This window comes from Fischerella muscicola PCC 7414 (genome assembly GCF_000317205.1).
GTDB classification, from domain to species: Bacteria; Cyanobacteriota; Cyanobacteriia; order Cyanobacteriales; family Nostocaceae; genus Fischerella; species Fischerella muscicola.
Genome location: NZ_AJLK01000023.1, coordinates 1 through 20,285, shown reverse-complemented (window position 1 = coordinate 20,285; position 20,285 = coordinate 1). Strand labels below are relative to the sequence as shown.

Annotated in this window: 18 protein-coding genes; 9 read left to right on the top strand and 9 right to left on the bottom strand. The window is 42.0% G+C overall.

Going from position 1 to position 20,285, the window contains the following annotated elements; genetic code table 11:
• Nucleotides 1–153 precede the first annotated feature (153 nt).
• Complete coding sequence (locus UYI_RS0103155) at nucleotides 154–1,470, top strand: serpin family protein (protein WP_016865227.1); 1,317 nt, start codon at nucleotides 154–156, stop codon at nucleotides 1,468–1,470.
• A 33-nt stretch (nucleotides 1,471–1,503) separates the two neighbouring features.
• On the opposite strand, the gene UYI_RS0103150 is transcribed toward UYI_RS0103155, so the two are convergent.
• Nucleotides 1,504–2,712: an AI-2E family transporter gene (locus UYI_RS0103150; RefSeq protein ID WP_016865226.1), complete on the bottom strand. Its 1,209-nt coding sequence runs from the start codon at nucleotides 2,710–2,712 to the stop codon at nucleotides 1,504–1,506.
• 107 nt (nucleotides 2,713–2,819) lie between these two features.
• Between UYI_RS0103150 and UYI_RS0103145 the strand changes: the two genes are divergently transcribed.
• Together UYI_RS0103145 and UYI_RS0103140 are read left to right on the top strand one after the other, a co-directional pair.
• Nucleotides 2,820–3,206 (top strand): hypothetical protein, encoded by a 387-nt coding sequence (locus UYI_RS0103145; RefSeq protein ID WP_026085709.1) that lies wholly within the window; start codon nucleotides 2,820–2,822, stop codon nucleotides 3,204–3,206.
• A 319-nt stretch (nucleotides 3,207–3,525) separates the two neighbouring features.
• Nucleotides 3,526–4,938, top strand: a complete 1,413-nt coding sequence (locus UYI_RS0103140) for an LCP family protein (RefSeq protein WP_016865224.1) — start codon at nucleotides 3,526–3,528, stop codon at nucleotides 4,936–4,938.
• Nucleotides 4,939–5,423: 485 nt separating this feature from the next.
• Here the strand turns inward: UYI_RS0103140 and UYI_RS0103135 are convergent, their stop codons facing one another.
• On the bottom strand, nucleotides 5,424–6,353 hold the full coding sequence (locus UYI_RS0103135; RefSeq protein WP_016865223.1) for an alpha/beta fold hydrolase: 930 nt from the start codon (nucleotides 6,351–6,353) through the stop codon (nucleotides 5,424–5,426).
• A gap of 772 nt (nucleotides 6,354–7,125) precedes the next feature.
• Between UYI_RS0103135 and UYI_RS0103130 the strand changes: the two genes are divergently transcribed.
• The 4 genes from UYI_RS0103130 to UYI_RS0103115 all read left to right on the top strand — a co-directional run bounded on the left by UYI_RS0103130 (nucleotide 7,126) and on the right by UYI_RS0103115 (nucleotide 10,911).
• Nucleotides 7,126–7,680, top strand: coding sequence for a thioredoxin family protein (locus tag UYI_RS0103130; protein ID WP_016865222.1), 555 nt, complete (start codon nucleotides 7,126–7,128; stop codon nucleotides 7,678–7,680).
• A 140-nt stretch (nucleotides 7,681–7,820) separates the two neighbouring features.
• Nucleotides 7,821–8,549 carry a UMP kinase gene (gene pyrH / locus UYI_RS0103125; RefSeq protein ID WP_009458387.1) on the top strand — a complete coding sequence of 243 codons (729 nt, stop codon included), beginning with the start codon at nucleotides 7,821–7,823 and terminating at the stop codon, nucleotides 8,547–8,549.
• Complete coding sequence (frr, locus tag UYI_RS0103120; RefSeq protein ID WP_016865221.1) at nucleotides 8,536–9,084, top strand: ribosome recycling factor; 549 nt, start codon at nucleotides 8,536–8,538, stop codon at nucleotides 9,082–9,084. Before pyrH ends, frr begins: the two co-directional genes overlap by 14 nt.
• 708 nt (nucleotides 9,085–9,792) lie before the next feature.
• Nucleotides 9,793–10,911, top strand: coding sequence for a geranylgeranyl reductase family protein (locus UYI_RS0103115; protein WP_016865220.1), 1,119 nt, complete (start codon nucleotides 9,793–9,795; stop codon nucleotides 10,909–10,911).
• Here the strand turns inward: UYI_RS0103115 and UYI_RS36430 are convergent.
• From UYI_RS36430 to UYI_RS0103105, 3 genes are all read right to left on the bottom strand, one after another.
• Nucleotides 10,891–11,061 carry a hypothetical protein gene (locus UYI_RS36430; protein WP_157226288.1) on the bottom strand — a complete coding sequence of 57 codons (171 nt, stop codon included), beginning with the start codon at nucleotides 11,059–11,061 and terminating at the stop codon, nucleotides 10,891–10,893. The genes UYI_RS0103115 and UYI_RS36430 overlap by 21 nt on opposite strands.
• Nucleotides 11,062–12,192, bottom strand: coding sequence for an aldo/keto reductase (locus UYI_RS0103110; protein WP_016865219.1), 1,131 nt, complete (start codon nucleotides 12,190–12,192; stop codon nucleotides 11,062–11,064). It abuts the gene before it with no gap.
• Between the two features lie 92 nt (nucleotides 12,193–12,284).
• On the bottom strand, nucleotides 12,285–12,782 hold the full coding sequence (locus tag UYI_RS0103105; RefSeq protein ID WP_016865218.1) for a bifunctional nuclease family protein: 498 nt from the start codon (nucleotides 12,780–12,782) through the stop codon (nucleotides 12,285–12,287).
• Between the two features lie 339 nt (nucleotides 12,783–13,121).
• Between UYI_RS0103105 and UYI_RS0103100 the strand changes: the two genes are divergently transcribed.
• Complete coding sequence (locus UYI_RS0103100) at nucleotides 13,122–13,781, top strand: riboflavin synthase (protein WP_016865217.1); 660 nt, start codon at nucleotides 13,122–13,124, stop codon at nucleotides 13,779–13,781.
• A 190-nt stretch (nucleotides 13,782–13,971) separates the two neighbouring features.
• Here the strand turns inward: UYI_RS0103100 and UYI_RS0103095 are convergent, their stop codons facing one another.
• From UYI_RS0103095 to iscB, 3 genes are all read right to left on the bottom strand, one after another.
• Complete coding sequence (locus UYI_RS0103095; RefSeq protein WP_016865216.1) at nucleotides 13,972–15,558, bottom strand: peptidoglycan DD-metalloendopeptidase family protein; 1,587 nt, start codon at nucleotides 15,556–15,558, stop codon at nucleotides 13,972–13,974.
• 136 nt (nucleotides 15,559–15,694) lie between these two features.
• Nucleotides 15,695–16,510: a biotin--[acetyl-CoA-carboxylase] ligase gene (locus tag UYI_RS0103090; RefSeq protein WP_016865215.1), complete on the bottom strand. Its 816-nt coding sequence runs from the start codon at nucleotides 16,508–16,510 to the stop codon at nucleotides 15,695–15,697.
• Nucleotides 16,511–16,598: 88 nt separating this feature from the next.
• On the bottom strand, nucleotides 16,599–17,981 hold the full coding sequence (gene iscB / locus UYI_RS0103085) for an RNA-guided endonuclease IscB (RefSeq protein WP_016865214.1): 1,383 nt from the start codon (nucleotides 17,979–17,981) through the stop codon (nucleotides 16,599–16,601).
• Between the two features lie 301 nt (nucleotides 17,982–18,282).
• Here iscB and pgeF point away from each other — a divergent pair, with 301 nt between their 5' ends.
• Complete coding sequence (gene pgeF, locus UYI_RS0103080) at nucleotides 18,283–19,080, top strand: peptidoglycan editing factor PgeF (protein WP_016865213.1); 798 nt, start codon at nucleotides 18,283–18,285, stop codon at nucleotides 19,078–19,080.
• 177 nt (nucleotides 19,081–19,257) lie between these two features.
• On the opposite strand, the gene UYI_RS0103075 is transcribed toward pgeF, so the two are convergent.
• Nucleotides 19,258–20,172: an AraC family transcriptional regulator gene (locus UYI_RS0103075; RefSeq protein ID WP_016865212.1), complete on the bottom strand. Its 915-nt coding sequence runs from the start codon at nucleotides 20,170–20,172 to the stop codon at nucleotides 19,258–19,260.
• Nucleotides 20,173–20,285 lie beyond the last annotated feature (113 nt).

Genomic DNA, 20,285 nt, shown 5'->3' with positions numbered 1-20,285 from the left:
AGAGGGGACCCCCGCCTTCCCCATCTCCCCATCTCCCCATCTCCCCATCTCCACATCCCCGATAAAATGGTTGCCAAAACTGTAACCACCAAATGGCTGTGTCATCTGAAATGTCATAGTCAATAGATAGACTCTGCCTTTTGGTGTGATAACATGAAGCAGAAATTTGGAAGTTCTTGGGAAAAATTCCTACAAAGACGTTATGCCGCGCGTTTGGGAAGGCGCTACGCTCTGGCAGCTGCTAGTGTGGTTTTAATGGGTGTGATTGGATGTACCCAAGTTGATGGTAATACAAAAGTTTATGCCCAATCCGGTGTACCTCGCTCAGAATCTCTTGCTCAAAAATCTGTCTTGCCTGATACTAAACTTATTCTAGCTAACACCAAATTTGGCTTCAAACTTTTTGAAGAAGTTCTCAAACAAGAGGACAATAAAAATGTATTTATTTCACCTGCCAGTGTAGCGATCGCTTTAGATATGACCTATAACGGTGCTAGTGGCAGTACTCAACAAGCAATGGCCAAAGCACTGGAATTACAAGGATTAAGTTTACAGGAAATTAATTCCTCTAATGCAGCATTAAAACAGCTTTTAGAGAATCCAGACCCAGAAATTCAATTGAGTATTGCTAACTCACTTTGGGCAAATCAAGAATTTAAATTTAAACCTGATTTTATTAAAAAAACTCAGGATTTCTATCAGGCAAAGGTAACGAATTTAAACTTTCAAGATCCAAACTCCGTTAGCATGATTAATAATTGGGTAAACGAAAGTACTCGTGGCAGAATTGACAAGATTGTTGAATCAATAGAACCAGACCAAGTATTATTTCTGCTGAATGCTATTTATTTTAAAGGCAGATGGACAAACGAATTTGACAAACAAAAAACTGTCCAACAGCCTTTTTATCTGATATCTGGTAGTCAAAAACAACATCCAATGATGTCACAAAAAGGTAAATATAAATACTATGAAAATGAACAATTTCAAGCCGTGAACTTGCCCTATGGAAAAGATGGTAAGCTTAGTTTTTATGTCTTTTTGCCAAAACAGAATTCTAATCTGAAATCTTTTCATCAAAATCTCAATGCTGACAACTGGGAAAAATGGATGTCCCAGTTTAGCCAGCAAGAAGGTTTGATTCGCCTACCCCGCTTCAAAATGGATTATGACGTGACACTTAACACTGCTTTAGAAGCATTAGGCATGGGTGAAGCTTTTACCAACCAAGCTGATTTTTCTCAGATGGGACAAAACTTTCAAATTAGCGAAGTGAAGCATAAAACTTTTGTGGAAGTCAACGAAGAGGGAACAGAAGCTGCTGCAACTACTTCTGTAGGTGTTAACGTAGTATCTACAACAGTTAATCAACAACCATTCCAAATGATTGTTGATCGTCCGTTTTTCTGTGCAATTCGCGACAACCAAACTGGAAGCATTTTATTTATGGGTTCAATTTTAGACCCTTAATTTCACAACCAACAACTAACAACTAACCTTAGACTAAGCAGTCGGAGGAGATGCTTCTGGTGTCACAGGTGCACCTACTTCTCGCGATCGCACATTTGCTGTTTCACCTATTTGTTTCCGACATACTTCTTCCCCTTGATCAGAACCGGGAGTGGTGACATCTGCCATCTCGCTGTAATGAGATGCAACATCAGGACGCAAAGCACTTAAAGCTGTCTTAATGACAACCGCAGTAGGTACGGCTAAAATGACGCCCAATAAACCACCTATTCTTGCTCCTGTTAAAACCGAAATTAACGCCCAAACTGGATTTAACCCAGTGAAGCTCCCTAGAATTCTTGGGCCGATCAAGTTTTCCAGAATTTGTTGTACTATAACTGCTGCAATCAACACTCTTGCTCCCATCCAGACATCTTGTAGCGATACCAACAAAGTAGTTAAGGCAATACCCACAGAGCCACCGTAGGGAACAAGAGCCATAATCCCAATACTTAAGCCAAATAGCAAACCAAATGGTACTTTCAGCCATAAAAAAGTTGGAATTAGGGCGGAAGCCATACAGGTAGATAAAATTAGCTGAGTTATAAAGAAATTTTGAAAGCTCAGACGTACAGTTTGAGAAAAAGCCTCACGAAATTTGCTGGGTAGCCAACTAACTAGACTTTGCCAAAGTTCATCCCCATGCTGCAACAGATAAAAAGTCAAAACCATTGTCAGCAAAAAGTCCAGCAGACTGGTGAAGGTGACAACCGCCAGGTTTAAAACTTGTCCAGCGATCGCCTGTAATTGTCCCTTGACACGATCATTGATTTGTACTAGTAAAGCATCAAGGTTAATGGGTAAGCCCATGCTTTCGGCTTTTTCGTTCAAAATCATCAACTGGGAGCGTCCAGAGTCAATTAACTCCGGTAAACGCGCCACCAACTGCTGCGCTTGGGTTAAAGCCAGTGGAACAAGAGTCAGACCTAATGCCAATAAAATTGACAAAGCCAGTAAAAACACTAAAATGGCTACTTGCTCTCGCCTAGCACCATGACGTTCCATCCAACTTACAGGATAATTAAGCAGAAACGCTAGTACGGAGGCTCCCACCAAAATAACAATCAGCGAGTGAAAGTAATGGAAAATGACTGAAAGTGCCCAGCCATTCAGTACCAGAAGCGGAGCAAATAAAGCGATCGCACCTAATCGTGCTAATGGTGTGAGTGCTTGCCACCAGTTTAAGAGCTTGCGTGTCTGCATCTGCCGGTTGCGGGATAACACAAAATTATGATCCTTATCTAAAGCTTATTATCTCTAACTACATCAATATCATTCATCCCTCTAATTTAGGATTAGACTCAACCAAAATGGATAATTTTGAATCAAGGTATAGGGACGCCGATCTCCCCGCGTCTTCTTCTGCATACCTAGTTTGGCATCTTCTTCCCATTATCGGTGTTTTCCCATCCTTATGGACTCTTTATCGCCGTCAAGGTAGCAGGGAGCAACTTGCTATCAGTCGTCTATCGATTACTCTGGCTATTTCCTGGTTGTTGGGTTATCTTTTTTTAGCAACTGGGGCGGCAAATTTAGATTTTTTGTCAGTGCGCCTACTCCTCCTTAATAGTTTTCTCACCTCTGGTTACTTTTTGATCAGTTTGTGGTTAATAATTGTCACCATCCGAGGCAAATCTCAACGCATACCAGGTTTTAGCCGCTTTGCCGAAGAAATCTTTGATAAGTACCTGTCATGAAAAGAGGGGAAAAGGTTGTTTTCACTCAGAAGTGATAATTGATAAGTGTTAAATATTTGTGCTTATTTTCTAAAAATTTCTAATTTCTCCTCAAGCTATCTAGTCAAATGCCGCCTAATATTGCCATACTTCATAAATAAAACATCTAAATCATTTCAAATGAAGCAAAAAATAAAGAAAAATACAGTTGGAAGTGTTACGTGAGACACTTAAACTACGAATTTGGCACTAATAATTAAGAGTTAGCTATTATAGTCTGATTGATCTGTTTTCCCAAAGTGGATTCACCAAGTATTATTCAGTAAGTGTGAGGAAGTCTGTGACCATTCAAAGAGGTTCGGCGTCAGAAAACCATTCTAAGCCCCGCCCTAAATCCAGCCGCAGAAAGGTTCATCGTCCAAAATCGGGGCGTTGGCTATGGTTTTGGTTGGGTGGTATCGCGATGCTGTCAGCCACCGTTGGAGCATTGCTGGCGAATTCCTTAAGTAGCACACCTCTCATGCAAGCCAATCTGAGTGCGGATGAGGCAGCTGTTTTTGATGGCGATCGCATTTCTGGAGGTGGGCTGCGATTCTCAGAATTAACACGCCCCGTTAATATCCTAGTTATGGGGATGAGTGTACTACCACCAGATGTCCAAAATGCACCAGAAGAAACCAAAAATTTGGGATATCTACCCCAAATTAATTCCTTTGATGGTCTTGCTGACGTCATGCTCTTGATCAGGTTTGATCCACAAACGAAAAAAATGGTCATGCTTTCCATCCCCAGAGATACTCGTGTAGAAATTGAAGGGCATGGCATTAAAAAAATTAATTCTGCTAATGTTCAAGGTGGGCCTGCTTTAACTGCTAAAACCGTTAGTAACCTTTTGGATGGAGTAGGAATTGATCGCTATGTTCGTATCAATATCTTGGGAGTTGCCAAGCTAATTGATGCTTTGGGAGGTGTAACTGTTTATGTCCCCCGAGATATGAAGTATCAAGATGATTCGCAACATCTATACATCAATTTAAAGAAAGGAAAGCAGCATCTCAATGGCGATCAAACGCTGCAACTTTTGCGTTTTCGCCATGATGAAAATGGGGATATTGGCAGAATTCAGCGGCAACAAATGGTGATGCGAGCATTGATGGATCAAGCTCTCAACCCCGCAACAATGGCACAACTACCCAATATTCTCAACGTAGTTAAAGAACACATTGATACTAACTTGACAGTTGAAGAATTAGTAGCATTAGTGGGATTTGGAGCGAGAACAAATCGTTCTAACATGTTGCAGTTGATGCTACCCGGCCGGTTTAGCGAAAAAGGAGAGTATAGCGCTAGCTACTGGATACCAGATAGCGATCGCATTGCCACGACAATGGCACAGCATTTTGATTTACAATCATCTGAACAACAACAAGCAGTAGATCCAACATATTTGCGAGTAGCTATTCAAGACAGTACTGGCAGCGATAACACTAACCTCCGACCATTGATTAAAAGCCTGCAAAAAGCTGGTTATCGCAATGTTTACATAGCTAAAAGTTGGGGTGAGCCATTAGAAGTTACTCACATTGTTGCTCAACAAGGAGATGGTAACAGTGCTGAATCGATTCGCAACACTCTAGGATTTGGAGAAGTGCGAGTAGAAAGTACTGGTAATCTCTATTCTGATATCAGTATTCAAGTGGGTAAAGATTGGTTAGAACAAAAAGATTTGTTTGAACAGCCAGTTCAACCCTAATATCAATTTTGGATTTTAGATTTTGGATTTTGGATTTTGGATTTAAAGCCTTGTCTAAAAGGTTATATTATGTCCGACGAATTGCTTATGATATAAAGTTTGAGCATTGAGCATGGTGAAAAAATAACCAATGATCACCAATTACCCATTACCGACAAGGACGGATAATATAAGTATTCAAGCGAACATGATATAACTATCCCAAATTTGATACGAGAAGGCTGGAGGAATAAGGAAGAACAAGTATTTTATTTAAAAATTAAATTATCCGATTATCCATTACCTACTTTCCAACTGGAGTTTAGACTAAAAGCGATATGAGAGAACGCAAACCAAATGGAATTAGAGGTTAAAAATATTCTCAAGTCAGCCTCAAAGCATCCGCGGCCTTGAACAATTATTGTGTAGTATGCTTGTTGAGAAAAAATACAATTGCTAAGTCTCTGATTAACTCAGCCCTGCTGGGTCTTTTTGCATGGCTTAGTCTAAACTCCAGTTCCAAAGTCTGAATCCTGAATTCTTGTTCTCTCCCATATCCAGTCCTGTAAAATCGGATTGACTAACTCCGGGGCTTCATCCTGGGGACAATGTCCCACGCCTTCCAAAGGTATAAACTTTTGCACTTGTGGAAATTTGGTTAACTCTCTACCTAACTCAATTGGTTCCCAACGGTCAGCTGTTCCCCACAAAATAATTGCTGGACAAGACAGTTGAGGTAAAAGGTCTTCTGGTAGGGGCCCTTGGGAATAAGAGGTAAAAGCAAGAAACACCGCTGCTGCACCTGGATCACTCGCAGGAGAGGTAAGAATATCTACCAGTTCTTCTGTTACCATTGCTGAATTTGCATAGGCTTGCAGTAGAACTTTACGCACAGTTTTTGGTTTAGCAATTTGATTGAAAAAAAATTCGCCAATTGGTTTAAAAGATAGTAGACGTTGCAGAAGAGGCGCTCCTAAACGGCGATGCCAAGGTAAAGTCGCGCGTTTGCGATCATGCAACAGCCGCAAAGAACAGTTTAATAATGCCACTCCCAGAGCAATTTCAGGGTTGCTGACAGCTGTTTGCATAGCTACAATACAACCAATGGAGTTCCCGACTAAAAAAGCAGGCTCTCCTACCACTTCGCGGCAAAAATCAGCTACTTGTTGTCCCCAAGTTTCAAAGGTATAAGTAATATTCTCACCAGGTTTAGGTTTAGCTGAAGCACCAAAGCCGATCAAATCAAGTGCATAAACACGACAATTTTGTGCCAGTATAGGTATATTTTTCCGCCAATGCCACCACGAAGCTCCAAAGCCATGCACAAAGATCACGGCTGGGCCAGTGCTTCCTTGAGATTGATAGCAAATAGAAAAGCCTTGCCAAATCCAGGTTTTTGTTGGAGTAAGTGCGATCGCTGAAGTGGAGGAAGCCATGAGTATTTTATCAATACAAGTATGAAAATAAAAAAATTAGAAAAACGCAGATATATTTATATTTACTTTTACAAAAATTTACTTAATTTTACAACTTAATTTTCCTCTGGTTAATATTTTTACCCTAAGTAAATTTCCCGCAATAACGTAATTTATAATACTTTTAACCATGATATCCCTTACACTTTAGAACTTTGTACATTTGTCTTGAAAATAGGGATCGGGGATCAGGGACTGAGAAGCGGGAAGAGATTTTCATAGCAAGGTTAGTGTACCAACGTTCATGAATGGCTGTCTTGAAAATAGGGAACAGGGAAATGAGTAATGGTTAGTGGTTATTAATTATGCTCAAACCCTGATCCCCGATCTCTGTTCCCTATTTTCCAGACATTGTACAAGTTAATGAACTGTAATTTCAGTAGTTTCACAATTCACGTCAGTAAAATTGGTTTATAAAATAGTCTAGATAGAAAGCATTCCTCACAAAGGTGATTGAAAGTAGAAAAATCAAGCTAAATCTGGCTATATTTTATTTTTAAAAATTTAGGATTGCAGAACTAAATATCTAGTTGCAAAATTTTAAAATTTAGTTTTGGGCAGCGGCGATTGCCACTAGTAACAGATGAAAGAAACACAACTTTTATCCTACACCCTTACACTCGTATACCCCACATCCCCTGTGTTTCTTGAAAGGATATTTATCCCTCTGCCTTCTGACTTCTGCTTCCAGCATGGCTATCCTTGTGTTCTTAGTTCCTGCGAGTCAGAAAATATGAATAAAGTTGAAACAATCAATACTCCCGTAGGAAGTTACGCACCAGATTTTGAACTACCAGGAATTGATGAGCAAGTACATCACCTGAGCCGTTATTTAAAGAAATTTCATGGAGTTGGCGTCATTTCGATGTCTAACTATTGTCCCTATGTAAAATTGTATATAGATAGGCTTAAAAAAATTCAACTAGAGTTTTGCAAACAAGGTTTCACACTCATTGGTTTGAATGGTAATGATGCCACTCAACTACCAACAGAAGGTTTTGAAAATATGAAAGCGTTCGCGAAATTCAACGAGTTGAACTTTCCTTATTTATGGGACTCCACCCAAGATGTGACTCGTAGCTTTGGTATTAACAAAACACCGATGGCTTTCTTAATAGACACAGAAGGTATAGTTCGCTACAAAGGAATGATTGATGATCATCCCTACAACCCGTCAGCAGCGAAGGGAAACTATCTAACCAAGGCGATCGCGTCACTCATGAAAGGTCAAGAAATTTATCCCAAAGAAACTGAACCCACAGGTACTTATTTGCTGTGGCGTAATTGAAGGATGAATTTTTTCTCTTTAACCTTTAGCTGACTAACACGCATTAATTTTAGGATGGTGAAGTACTAGAGACAGATAGTCACACTACTGTTATCTTAAATTGGAGGTAATTAGCATATTTTTTGATAAAGCGTAACTTCATGGGAACAAATTACCGACGGGTTTTACTTAAACTAAGCGGTGAAGCCTTAATGGGCAACATGGGCTATGGAATTGACCCAGAAGTGGTCAAAGAGATAGCCCAAGAGGTAGCAGAGGTAGTAGCCACTGGTGTTCAAATCGCCATCGTCGTTGGCGGGGGTAATATATTTCGTGGTGTCAAAGCGGCATCGGCGGGGATGGACAGGGCAACCGCTGACTACATAGGTATGATTGCCACGGTAATGAATGCCATGACGCTGCAAGACTCGCTGGAACGAATAGGGGTACAGACGCGGGTACAAACCGCGATCGCTATGCAGGAACTTGCTGAACCATATATCCGTCGTCGGGCCATCCGTCATCTAGAAAAAGGGCGGGTGGTCATTTTTGGTGCAGGTTCTGGCAATCCTTTTTTTACAACTGATACTACCGCAGCTCTAAGAGCTGCCGAAATTGAAGCCGAAGTCATCTTTAAAGCCACTAAGGTAGACGGAGTGTACGACGCCGATCCGCATATTTATCCTGATGCCAAACGTTACAAAAGTCTTACATTTGGACATGTTTTGGCAAAAGATTTGCGGGTAATGGACAGTACCGCGATAGCCTTATGTAAAGAAAATAATATCCCAATTCTTGTTTTTGACTTAGGCGTACGGGGTAACATCCACCGCGCAATCATGGGAGAATCTATCGGCACCCTTGTGGGAGGTTCTTGTGAAATTAGCTGAAGCTGAGAGTACGATGCAAAAAACTGTTGAGGCAACTCAACGAGCTTTTAACACAATTCGCACTGGTCGCGCAAATGCCAGTTTGTTAGACAAAGTGACAGTGGAGTATTACGGTACACCTACACCTTTGAAGTCACTTGCTAACATCAGCACACCGGATGCTACGACGATCTTGATTCAGCCTTACGATCGCAGTTCCTTAAATTTGATCGAAAAGGCTATTTCTATGTCAGATGTGGGTTTAACCCCCAGTAACGACGGTTCTGTCATTCGACTAAACATTCCCCCACTGACAAGCGATCGCCGTAAAGAATTGGTAAAAATTGCTGCCAAGTATGCCGAAGAAGGGCGTGTTGGCATTCGTAATATCCGCCGAGATGCTCTAGAGACCATTCGCAAAATGGAAAAAAACTCTGAGATATCCGAAGACGAAGCACGCGATCAGCAAGACAAATTACAAAAACTGACGGATAAATACACTGCCAGAATCAATGAACTATTGGCAGAAAAAGAAAAAGACATCACAACTGTCTAATCAAAGTACAAGGTAAAAGGGAAAAGGTAAGAATTCAGGACAGTAAATTTTTACTTTTTCCTTTTTACCTTACTTATAAAAAAGGCAGAGGGCAGAGGGCAGAAGGCAGAAGGTCATATTTATTAGTAACAAAGTATATTTTTATCAAAAAGTTTCACTAAAACTTTATAATTTATCTTAAATATTTGGCAGAAAATTCGTAATCATTAAAACTAATGAATTGTAACTTTGTAAAGGAAACCTAATTTTGGTTTGTTTCTCATGATTCAAAATCAATAGTCATGAAGCTAATATTATTAGCTTTATCTAATGTTAAATCCTGACCATTATATCTATCATAGTGAACATAGCTGTTGCATAAAGTTACTCTTTCTCAAATTGATGGAAACTTGAGTCAAGCTACTACATCTATAAGCATAAAATATTGTTAATCCCAGAAAACAGGGAAATGTAATCATAAAGTAGTCCTAGAAAATGCCATAAAATCTTTATATAAAAATAAAGGAAGATTTAATTTTGAACAATAACTCAATTATTGAATTAAAAGTATGAATATTTATCAATGAGTATAGCTAGGAAAACATAAATTTTCAGGTGTAAAAAGCCCAAAGAAGCTCTAAATTTTTGCCAATAAATCCAAAATTTGGTTAATTTTGGTTACACCGTCTTCAACAATCAACTAATTCAAACGCCAAAATTATAGACACTATGTACGACTGCATTATCGTTGGCGCTGGGCCAGCTGGTGGAACAGCTGCATATCACTTAGCTAAACAGGGTCGGTCTGTGTTAATCCTGGAAAAACAATCTCTGCCAAGATATAAACCCTGTGGTGGGGGCGTATCACCTGCGATCGCTGAGTGGTTTGACTTTGATTTTAGTCCAGCAATTTCCATCAAAGCAGACACCATCCGCTGTACTTGGAAAACAGGCGATCCAGTAGAAGCGAAACTAGAAACTCCCGAACCAGTATGGATGGTACGACGTGATGTTTTCGACCACTTTCTAGTGCAGCAAGCCCAAAAACAGGGGGCGGAACTCAAAGACAATACAGAAGTTACTGGCATTGAGTTTAAAAGTGACCATTGGCAAGTCAATACAGCCAATGGCCCAGTGATGGGTAGATATTTAATTGCTGCTGACGGTGCAAAGGGACAGATGGCAAAATGGCTAGGTTTTAAAGAACGTAAACGCCGCCTAGCAGCAGCTTTAGAAGCAGAAGCACCAGCCAAAGTAGAAAACGGTAATATCGCCCATTTTGAATTTGGCATGGTGAAAAACGGCTATCTCTGGAATTTCCCCAAAGCAGACGGTTACTCTATTGGTGTTGGTACATTTATCGGTGGCGAACCGCAGGACTTCAAGAAAATTTTGGATGAGTATGGCAACTCCTTTGGTTTGGATATAAAAACCTGCCAGCAATATGGTCATGCTATTTGCCTGTGGAATGGTGAACAAAAACTGCATACTGAAAATGCTGTTTTGGCAGGGGAAGCAGCTTGTGTGGTTGATCCTTTTACCGCCGAAGGTATTCGTCCCTCAATATTCAGTGGTTTAAAAGCATCAGAAGCCATCAACAAAGCCCTCTCTGGTGACATCAATGCCTTGGAACAATACTCCGATATCATTAATGCTGAATGGGGCGGTGATATGGCTTGGGCGCAAAAATTAGCTGGGCTATTCTATCGTTTTCCCGGTGTTGGCTACAAAGTTGGCGTCAAGCGCCCCTCTGCACCTCAAATTATGGGTAAAATCCTCTGTGGACAACTGCGTTACGGTGATGTCGCAGGTCGGGCAATTAGGCGCTTAACTCCGTTTGGTGGCTAGGGAGATGGGGTGATGGGGTGATGGGGTGATGGGGTGATGGGGTGATGGGGTGATGGGGTGATGGGGAGTATAAACTACAACAACCAACAACCAACAACCAACAACCAACAACCAACAACCAACAACCAACAACCAACAACCAACTAACAACTATTCCCATAATCGCCTACCACTTTTCCCTTTTAACCTTTGATGGGTATCTTTCAATAAAGTAGGGATATCTAAATTTTGCGGACACTTGGACAAGCACTCACCGCATTCTGTACAGCGATTTGCTTTCATCCCAGGAAACCAGTGACCGGCGTTTTCAAACATTCCATAACGATATTGCCCATAATCGGTCATGTCATAGGCTACCGCCAGATTTCTTAGCCGCAGCACTTCCGGAATATTGATATTTTCTGGGCAGGGTAAGCATTCATAACACTGACTACATTGCTCAGTACCCAAAACCAAACTTTTGTACTTTTCTAAACTTTCAAAAACGGTAATTTCCTCTGAGGTTAATTGTCCATCACAGTCAGCAACCCCAGATACATGAGTTAATTCTTCAGGTGTTGCTGGCCCCACACTCAAGGTAGTAATCCGGGGGTCACTTAGTAGAAATCGATAGTTCAACTCTAAAGGTGAAAAGGGATGACACAAATTAACTAAGGTTGGGGGTGGAGTGTACAAACGTCCACCCTTATCGGCAGGAGAAATAATAAATATGCCCATGTCCTTGGTTGCAGCCAATTCAATAGCTGGGCCATGACGCTGGAAAAAATAGTAGTAGTGCAGATTGACAAATTCAAAAAAATCTGTATTGATTGCCGCCAAAATCACATCTAAGGAACCGTGGGTAGAAAATCCAACGTGTCGAACCCGGCCATCGGCGACAGCTTCTTGAACAGCTTGCATACAGCCACCTTTAGCCTTGACCCAATCAAAATGTTCCCAAGTGTTTAAACCGTGAATCCCCAAGCAATCTAGATAGTCTAGATGCAATCTTTCTAGAGATTCATCGATGCACCGACGCATTGTATCTGCATCTACTGTGGGAGGGATTTTAGTTGTAATGTAAAGCTGCGAACGGGGTATCGGCAACCCCAAGGCGATCGCCTGACCAAGATACTCCTCACTTTTGCCGTAACCTCTTGCAGTTTCTATATGATTAATTCCCAGCGCTATCGCTGTTTGAATTGTTTGCCATACATTGTCTGGTGAAGCTAAATAGCGCATTGTTCCCAAGGAAAATACCGAAAGGCGCAGTTCGGTTTTTCCAAAGCGTCGGTATTGCATCTTAGTGTTTGTTGTTTGGTGTTTGATGTTTGTTGTTTGGTGATCTTACCAACGACCAACAAGCAACAATCAACAACCAACTTACTTAATTTCTATGATTCACCATTGCCAAAACGCTTAATTAAATCTTCAGGACGAAGATTGGAGATAAATTCACGGAAGGCCTGCTGTTCAGCTTCATCGGCATCCCGATCTACGGGTATAGATGCATCAGCTATGACTTCTTCCATGACCCAAATAGGCGTATTTGTACGGAGAGCAATGGCGATCGCATCGCTAGGACGTGCGTCAATTTCTTTTTTGACTTCGCCTTGTTTAATAATTAAAGCTGCATAAAATGTATCCTTTTGTAAGGAATGAATAATAACGCGCTCTAGAGTCATATTCCACACTTCTAGAATATTTACTATTAGGTCGTGGGTTAAAGGTCTAGGAGGCTTTTGATTCTCTAGTGCGCCCATGATCGCCCTAGCCTGTTCCTGACCGATATAAATAGGTAAAGCACGCCGATCTGTAGCATCTTTTAAAAGTACAATCGGGCTGCGGGTTATGGCATCTAATGCGATGCCAGCTACTTTCATTTCAATCATTGGCCAAGCCTCTACAATCCTTTGAGCGTTAGAGGAATCTGTAACAAATCATACCCTCGATTGGGCAAGATTGGGACTATCAAAAACATAGGTCTTTATTCTATATAATTGCTTCTATTAAACTCCCAAATGGTTGTGAATACCAGAGTAAGTCGAATTAGTTTTTTCTCGCCATAATGTAATTATCTAAATATGCCTTATCTTTACTGTAAATGTATTGAAATCTTGATACAAACAATGGTTGAAAATTATACTTTGAGGTTTTAAATTATTGTGAGAATTACCAATTACTTTTAGTCAAAATAAAGCGTTAAATTGAGTTGAATTGAGAAAATAGTCGTGTTTACAGGAATAATCCAAGCATTAGGAACCATAAGACCCTTAGAGGGAGATTCTTGGCAAATTAGTTGTGTTAGCCACCCATGTGAAGTCATTATGGGAGACTTAGGTTATGGTGACAGTGTAGCAGTAGATGGCATTTGCCTTACCGTAGAAGAAATTTTAAAAGACGGTTTTATCGCAACAGCGTCACCAGAAACTCTGCGCCGTACAACTCTAGGGAAAGAACACACGGAACCAAGATATGTAAATTTAGAAACTTCCTTACGGGTAGGTGGCAAAGTCGGCGGTCATTTTGTGATGGGACATGTGGATGGTATCGGTTGCATGGTTTCGGCACAACAGACAGCAACCGCTTGGGAAATGACTTTTACAGCTCCTGATGCGATCGCGCGCTATATTGTTCCCAAAGGCAGTATAGCTGTGAACGGTATTAGCCTTACAGTAGCTGATTATAATCCAGAAATTTCCCAGTTTACAGTAGCCGTGATTCCCCTCACTTACGCCGAGACTAACCTCCGCTATCTAGTGAATGGCAGTTGGGTTAATCTCGAAGGTGATATTCTCGGGAAATACGTAGAAAAATTTCTCAAATTTCCCCCAAATGCCAATCGCGAGGAAATTACACCCGCATTCCTTGCTGAACACGGGTATTTGTGATTGGGGAAGGTGGGGAGGTGGGGAACTCGGGGTCCCCTCTGGGGATTAGGGGCTGTGGGGAGGTGGGGAGTGTGAGGAGTGTGAGAATTGGTGATTGAGGAAGATAACAGATAAATACCTCCCTGTCCTCCTTGTCCTCCTTGTCCTCCAAGTCGTCCCCCTTCCCTTGTCCTCCCTGTCCTCCTTGTCCCTAATTCCTAGTCCCTACTTCCTGATTTACCTGGGCTGTCTGTGTGCTTTGTTGTAATTGACCAAGGGCAGATTGTAAATGTGCGCCTGGATCGACAGCAACCCATCCTTGAGGTGTAAGTTGGCGGACTTCAAAGTGCAGGTGAGGGCCTGTAGAGTTACCTGTACTGCCTACTAAACCGATCACAGTACCCCTTTCTACCCGTTGGCCAGGTTGAACAAGGATTTGGGACATATGCCCATATAGGGTTTGTAGGGCGTTGTTGTGGTTGAGGATCACAGCTTGACCATAACCACCAACCCAGTCAGCAACTTCTACTTGACCAGAATATGCTGCCAAAATTGGTGTTCCTGTCGCCGCCCCGATGTCCATACCAGCATGGAAACGGCGATCGCCTGTAATTGGATGAATACGCCAACCAAACAATGAGGTAATCGGCGAGGGAATCGCCAGGGGGTACATCAATCCTGTACCACCAATCGCGACTCTATTACCATAAATAGCTCTATAGGCGATTTGTGGTAATGTTGTTGCCAAGGGAATGTCGTAAGCTACCACGCTAGGACGGGGCGCGAGATTGTCAGCTGTCATCGGTGCTGTTAAAGTTCCAGCACTGGGTGCGATCGCCACATCACTAACTTTAGTTGTGGGAGAAAAGTTGTTAGGAGTAGGAATGAAGCGGTTGGGGTGATAATTATTCTTGGTAGTACCCAGATTAGCAACTCGGTTAGAACGCAAACCAGTACTAGAGATTACCTTAGAAACAATTCCAGGTGGACGCCAACTAGGATTGCTTTCCTTTTTGGTGGCCAGCCGTTTTGTGACTGGAATCGCGGCTATCTGGACATTTTGACTTTTCTTTAGCCAACTAGGCGTTTCAGTATTGGCATTCACCCCAGACTGATTACTACCACAACTATTGCTAGCAATTCCTTGCCGCAATACAGCTTGACAACCACTGGAACGCTCTGTAGCTATGACGCTACTAGGAGCTTCATATTTAGCTGTGGGATTATAATCTGTGGGGTCAATATAAGCGTTATTGTAGTCTTTGGGTTTTCCTGGTGTGGCACTAGTAGAATGAGGAGAATTATTAACAGGTTGGGCAACTTCAGGAAGTTTCTGTTGTGTCGGACGAGGTTGAGTCGGGGCGGTAAATTCTACTTGTGGTTTTTCCTCTGTGATGACAACAGGGGCATTATTCGGTTGAGAAATTCTCACTCTCTGTGGCGATTGAGAATTTGACACCTCTGGTTTAGACTTCCTGACTCTGACTGTTGCTGGGGTTTGGGAAGCCTGTTCCTGTCGCAATCTTTGTCTGAGTCTACTCCGGCGCTGGGAAAATTCTGGTTGGGAGTCAGGTTTTTCTGGGATGACAATTTGACTACGCTCAACAGTATTTTTTTTGACAGTTGGAGAATTTTCAGTTGTGGGAACAATATTATCTATAGCCGATTCGGTTTGGGCAAGCACCATGCCACTGCTGAGAAGGCTGAAGCTACCAAGCAAACAGAGACTCTGTGCTGGCAGCGATCGCCGCCATAAGTAGTGCAAGCGTTTGGGGGCAGAGTTATTGCGCTGCGTCATTTGTTTTGGTATTGGGTGTAAGTACGTAGTTTGCCTAAACAAATTGTTTAACCAGTAATCAGTTTTTAGTTATCAGTTAATCGAAATGAAATTATGGGTTTGCTTATCATTTTTTAACTTGATAACTGTTTACCGTTCACTGACTCGGTGATGTACAATAGCCCAAACTGATTATACCGGGCTGGAGGTAAATTTCTGATTTTGTTGCTTGTGAAGATTCAGATATATCCATGATTACATGCAGTTCCCCAGTAGGTGTGACACCAACTATAGTGCCTGCAAGGTTGTTGACGTAGACGCGATCGCCTACATTTGCAAGCAACTGTTGATAGCGAGTCAATAATATATTTACTCCTTCTTGCAAAAGACTCTGTATACCGGATTCTATTCCTAGTAAGATTTTCGCTGCCAGTACTTCTAAACAGGGAATTAGTTTAGGTTCTTTTGCAGCTTGCCACATTTCCAAATTTATCCCAGTTTCCGGAACTGGGTTCATCCAGTTAATACCAACTCCAATTACTGCTTGGGTAATTCTGCCTTGATGGACTTTTGTTTCAGTCAAAATACCGCCCAATTTACGCCTATTGATCACTAAGTCATTGGGCCACTTAATGCCAACATCAACACCACTTTTTCGCAATTGATTGGCAATTCCCCAAGCGGTTGCCAAAGTTAGCTGGTAGCTGTGACTAGCCGCAATGTTAGGAGTAATTAAAACTGAAAGATATAATCCTCCCATGGGAGAAATCCAATTTCGCCCCCATTGTCCCCGTCCTGCTGTTTGCTGAGTTGCAATTACTACAGTCCCGTGTTTTGATCCGTGCTCTAGCAGTTCCCATAGGGTCTGATTAGTTGAAGCAACAGATTCAAATATATGCAGGTGAAAAGGTAAATAAATATACTGACGTTCGCCTTTTAAGGCTACTTCCAACCGTTGCTGATCCAATCCCACCTAGACCTCCGTGGGAGCATGGGAGCCACGCGCCTTTAGGTCGTGGAGGAAATGCGACTCAAGCAGATTTATCTGCCGTCCAAATATCTTAAAAGGCATATGAATAACCGTCCTTTTTGTGAATTGTTTTACAAAACCTGTAATGAATGTCACCGACTCTGCCTGATTTGGTGACAATATCAAAACTGCCTCTAGCGCGACACAAAACGCGACCAACATATTGACCAATCTTCGAGCCCTCGGTGACAACGACTTTAGCGATATCGCCTGTCCTAAAACCGAAATGAACTTGTTTGCGTTCTCTGTGCCGAATTGGAAAACCATATTTATTAGTGCCACACATTTGGCGAGTTCCCCATCCGGTACATTTAATCCGCAATGGTTGTTGGGTTAACAGATTTAATCTCTCAACTTGACCAACACAAGCCGCATCAATCCAATGCTGTTTGGGCAATTCAAACCTGACTCGGTTATATTTAGTTCGTCCGCCCGTTCCCGTCGTTGTGGGCAAAATATCTTTCAAAGTGCGGAACAATGCCCAACGGGTTGCATTGACTGCGGCTGCATCTTTCAATGGCTTTTTGGCTTGTTGTTTTATTTTTTCCAACCTAGATGCATCTTTTTTGAGGAACTCATCTATTGATTTAGTTCCTTTCTTGGTGTTGCATCGCTCACACGACAAAGTTAAATTACTGACCCGGTTACTACCTCCCTTTGCTCTAGGGTGCATATGCTCAATCTGAAGTGGTACGCCTTCTTTGTCGCAATAAGCACACTTGCGTCCCCATTTCTCTAGAAGATATTCCCGCACCTCGTAACCAAACAGTTCGCCCTGTTGATATTCAACTCCATCAATTTCTGGATTTTGCAAAGCTTGAGTATCAAACTTGACCAACTCCATGACGATTTGTGTAATTGGAGCATAGCGACAAAGCCGTTTGACCCAAGTCTCGATAGTCAGAACACGATGCATCAATGATGGAGGCAACCATCCCTCAAAGCGTTTACGGTTATCAAAACGTGGTTGACGATACCGAGTTTTGCGATGACGACGGCTACGACGTAAAGAACATCTTGATTCCAGAGCGTTTTTAATCTGCCATCCCCGATGCTCCAATTCAGCAACCCAGATAACATCGTCTCCACTTAAGACCGCAATCCCAGTAAACTTACTACCAGGGTCAAGCTTAATGGTCAATGGTTTCGGCGTTGGATTTGGAACCGCGTGTTTGAGTATCAAAGTAAAAGGATACATTCTATACACAGCAGCTTTCTGCTTGGTCAACAACTCTCTGGCCCGTTTAGGAGGAATCGGGTTGACAGGTTGCTTATTTGTATCTAAAACGAATACAAAGTTTTGCCTCGCATATTGGCTTGAGAACAAGGCAGGCTTTGTTGTATTGTTGATACGCTGATTTGATTTGTCGCAGGAGCTATTTAAGCCTGCCTTGTTCTTTGATTCGCCTCGCATTGCTGCTCAATAAAGTAATGTTTGCTTCGACAAAGTTAGAGGTCGGTACTATCCAAATGACACTGACTTAACCCATAAATCTTTTTAATCATTCGGTTCTAGGGTTCAGGACTAGCAAGCATCCTGAAGTAGGTCTTTAACTCTTGCCTCTAACGAATAGTCTGGTCAGCTAGGGCTACAAAGCTTGTGCCTGAAGCCCCGTGTCTTTAGACCGAGGTTGCTGACAGAGTTTCCCCAAATTTGCTTGTTCAAGTTAGCATGAATTGGCTGATTTTTATGTTGTTTTTAGGCTTGGTTGAAGATGCACACTTGGCATTGGCAGACTTGGGAAGAAATGTCTTACCTAACTTGTAGTCTTCTCGAAGCTTGGCCACATGGCTTTTTTACCCAACATTTTTGGCCTCGTTCTCCAGAAGAATTAACGATGGTACTGCATCCAGATGCTTCAGGATATCGCTTAAAACAGGTGCATGGCAACACTGTTCTCACACCCTCAGAAATAGCGACTCAGTTACTCTCAACTGACGATGGGGTAGATCAAGAAGATAATTGTGTCCTCGCATCAGCAGATGGTTTAGTCAGCGAACAGCCACTACAAGCCCTCTGGGTCGCTTCTGCTGATTGTACACCTGTACTGATTGCCGATGAAAAGACTCTTCAGGTGGCAGCAATACACGCCGGATGGCGTGGTACGGCAGCGAAGATCGTACCGCAAGCTATCGCCCGCCTCCAAGCCCAAGGCAGCAAAATCGAAGATTTGCGGATTGCCATGGGGCCAGCGATCGCTGGGGAAGTCTACCAAGTATCCACCCAAGTTGCAGCACAAGTCGGGATGACTATTATACCACATGATGACGAGAACGCAATAGTTGAGGCGTTACACGAACTACCCAATTCACCCTTATTTCCAGACCCTAACCCTGGTAAATTCCGTTTGGATGTCAGACGGATAAATTTTTTACAGATGGAAAAATTAGGTGTTAGTCCCGAACAGATTGCGATCGCTCCTTATTGTACCTATCAAACCCCAGAGCATTTCTTTTCCTACCGTCGGGAAAAACAGAAGAAGGTTCAGTGGTCGGGGATTGTAAGTAGATAGGGGATTGGGGACTGGGGAGAAGGAAGACAAGGGGGATGGGGAGGTGTGGGGAGTGTGGGTAGTGGGCATTGGAAATAACTAACAACAACCACTAACCACTAACCAATGTACAGACGTGCCATGGCACGTCTGGTACAACCATCAACCACTAACCACTAACAATTGACAAATGACTACCTAAAGCTGTTGATAAGCCTTGGGTGTCACCCCTGTAATTTGGCGAAAATGCTTGGTAAAGTGACTTTGGTTAGCAAAACCACACTGCAAAGCTATGTCAGTGATTGTCACTCTCCCTTGCTTTAACAACTGCTTTGACTTTTCCACTCGTTGTTGAATTACATATTGATAAGGAGTAATACCCATTGATTGCTTAAATAGACGAACAAAATAATATTGGCTCATTCCTACAGATCCAGCTAAATCAGCCAATTTAATATCTTGATTGAGATGGGCATGAATATACTCTAATGTTTTTCGCAGCTTGTGCTTAGACAATCCATCACCATTAGCTATAATTACAGGTTGCCTAACACAGTATTTCTTTAACAAATGAATAACTAATGTTGTTGTTAACTGCTCAACATACAAATTATTTGCTTGAATATTCGAGTGTAGTTCTTCTTGAAAAGATAACAAAATACCTTGGATGAGCGGATCTCGTTTAGTTGCAAACTGCGGAATTAATTCTATGTCTTCAGGTGCATCTACTTCTGCGCCCAAACTAAATAGAAGTGTAGGTTCAATTGCCACAAACATAAACTGAACATTTTCTTCCCACAGACAACGATGGAGTGTACCAGCAGGAATAATAGCTATTGTGCCTACGGTTTGGTACTCAGTTTGTCTGTATCCATCTAACCATCGTTCCGAAGAAGTAGAACAGAGGGTAGTACTAATAGCGTGCATCGTCAAGCGATGCTCTGGAGTGTCATAACTAGGCTGATAATGATACTCGAAGTAAATATTGCTCCACCCAGAATTGTAACTGGTCAGAAGTGGTGGATCACTAAAGACTTGGCGAGAAGCACCCTCTTGTTGAAAATCAACAATTAAAGGCTTTTGCTGAGTTAATTCTTCGCAGTAATTAAGCATATTGCGGCCTCTAAGAGGATTGTATGCAGGAGATTCCTTACACAAGCAGAGCCTAAAGACTTGAGGCTAGAGCTTAGATTGGTCACATCTACCATTTATTTCAGAAATAAAAT

Excerpts from the sequence above, each read along its gene's own strand:
- UYI_RS0103155 (WP_016865227.1), top strand. The coding sequence starts at position 154 with ATGAAGCAGAAATTTGGAAGTTCTTGGGAAAAATTCCTACAAAGACGT.
- UYI_RS0103150 (WP_016865226.1), bottom strand. The coding sequence starts at position 2,712 with ATGCAGACACGCAAGCTCTTAAACTGGTGGCAAGCACTCACACCATTA.
- UYI_RS0103145 (WP_026085709.1), top strand. The coding sequence starts at position 2,820 with ATGGATAATTTTGAATCAAGGTATAGGGACGCCGATCTCCCCGCGTCT.
- UYI_RS0103135 (WP_016865223.1), bottom strand. The coding sequence starts at position 6,353 with ATGGCTTCCTCCACTTCAGCGATCGCACTTACTCCAACAAAAACCTGG.
- UYI_RS0103130 (WP_016865222.1), top strand. The coding sequence starts at position 7,126 with ATGAATAAAGTTGAAACAATCAATACTCCCGTAGGAAGTTACGCACCA.
- pyrH (WP_009458387.1), top strand. The coding sequence starts at position 7,821 with ATGGGAACAAATTACCGACGGGTTTTACTTAAACTAAGCGGTGAAGCC.
- UYI_RS0103115 (WP_016865220.1), top strand. The coding sequence starts at position 9,793 with ATGTACGACTGCATTATCGTTGGCGCTGGGCCAGCTGGTGGAACAGCT.
- UYI_RS0103110 (WP_016865219.1), bottom strand. The coding sequence starts at position 12,192 with ATGCAATACCGACGCTTTGGAAAAACCGAACTGCGCCTTTCGGTATTT.
- UYI_RS0103105 (WP_016865218.1), bottom strand. The coding sequence starts at position 12,782 with ATGATTGAAATGAAAGTAGCTGGCATCGCATTAGATGCCATAACCCGC.
- UYI_RS0103095 (WP_016865216.1), bottom strand. The coding sequence starts at position 15,558 with ATGACGCAGCGCAATAACTCTGCCCCCAAACGCTTGCACTACTTATGG.
- iscB (WP_016865214.1), bottom strand. The coding sequence starts at position 17,981 with ATGCGAGGCGAATCAAAGAACAAGGCAGGCTTAAATAGCTCCTGCGAC.
- pgeF (WP_016865213.1), top strand. The coding sequence starts at position 18,283 with ATGCACACTTGGCATTGGCAGACTTGGGAAGAAATGTCTTACCTAACT.
- UYI_RS0103075 (WP_016865212.1), bottom strand. The coding sequence starts at position 20,172 with ATGCTTAATTACTGCGAAGAATTAACTCAGCAAAAGCCTTTAATTGTT.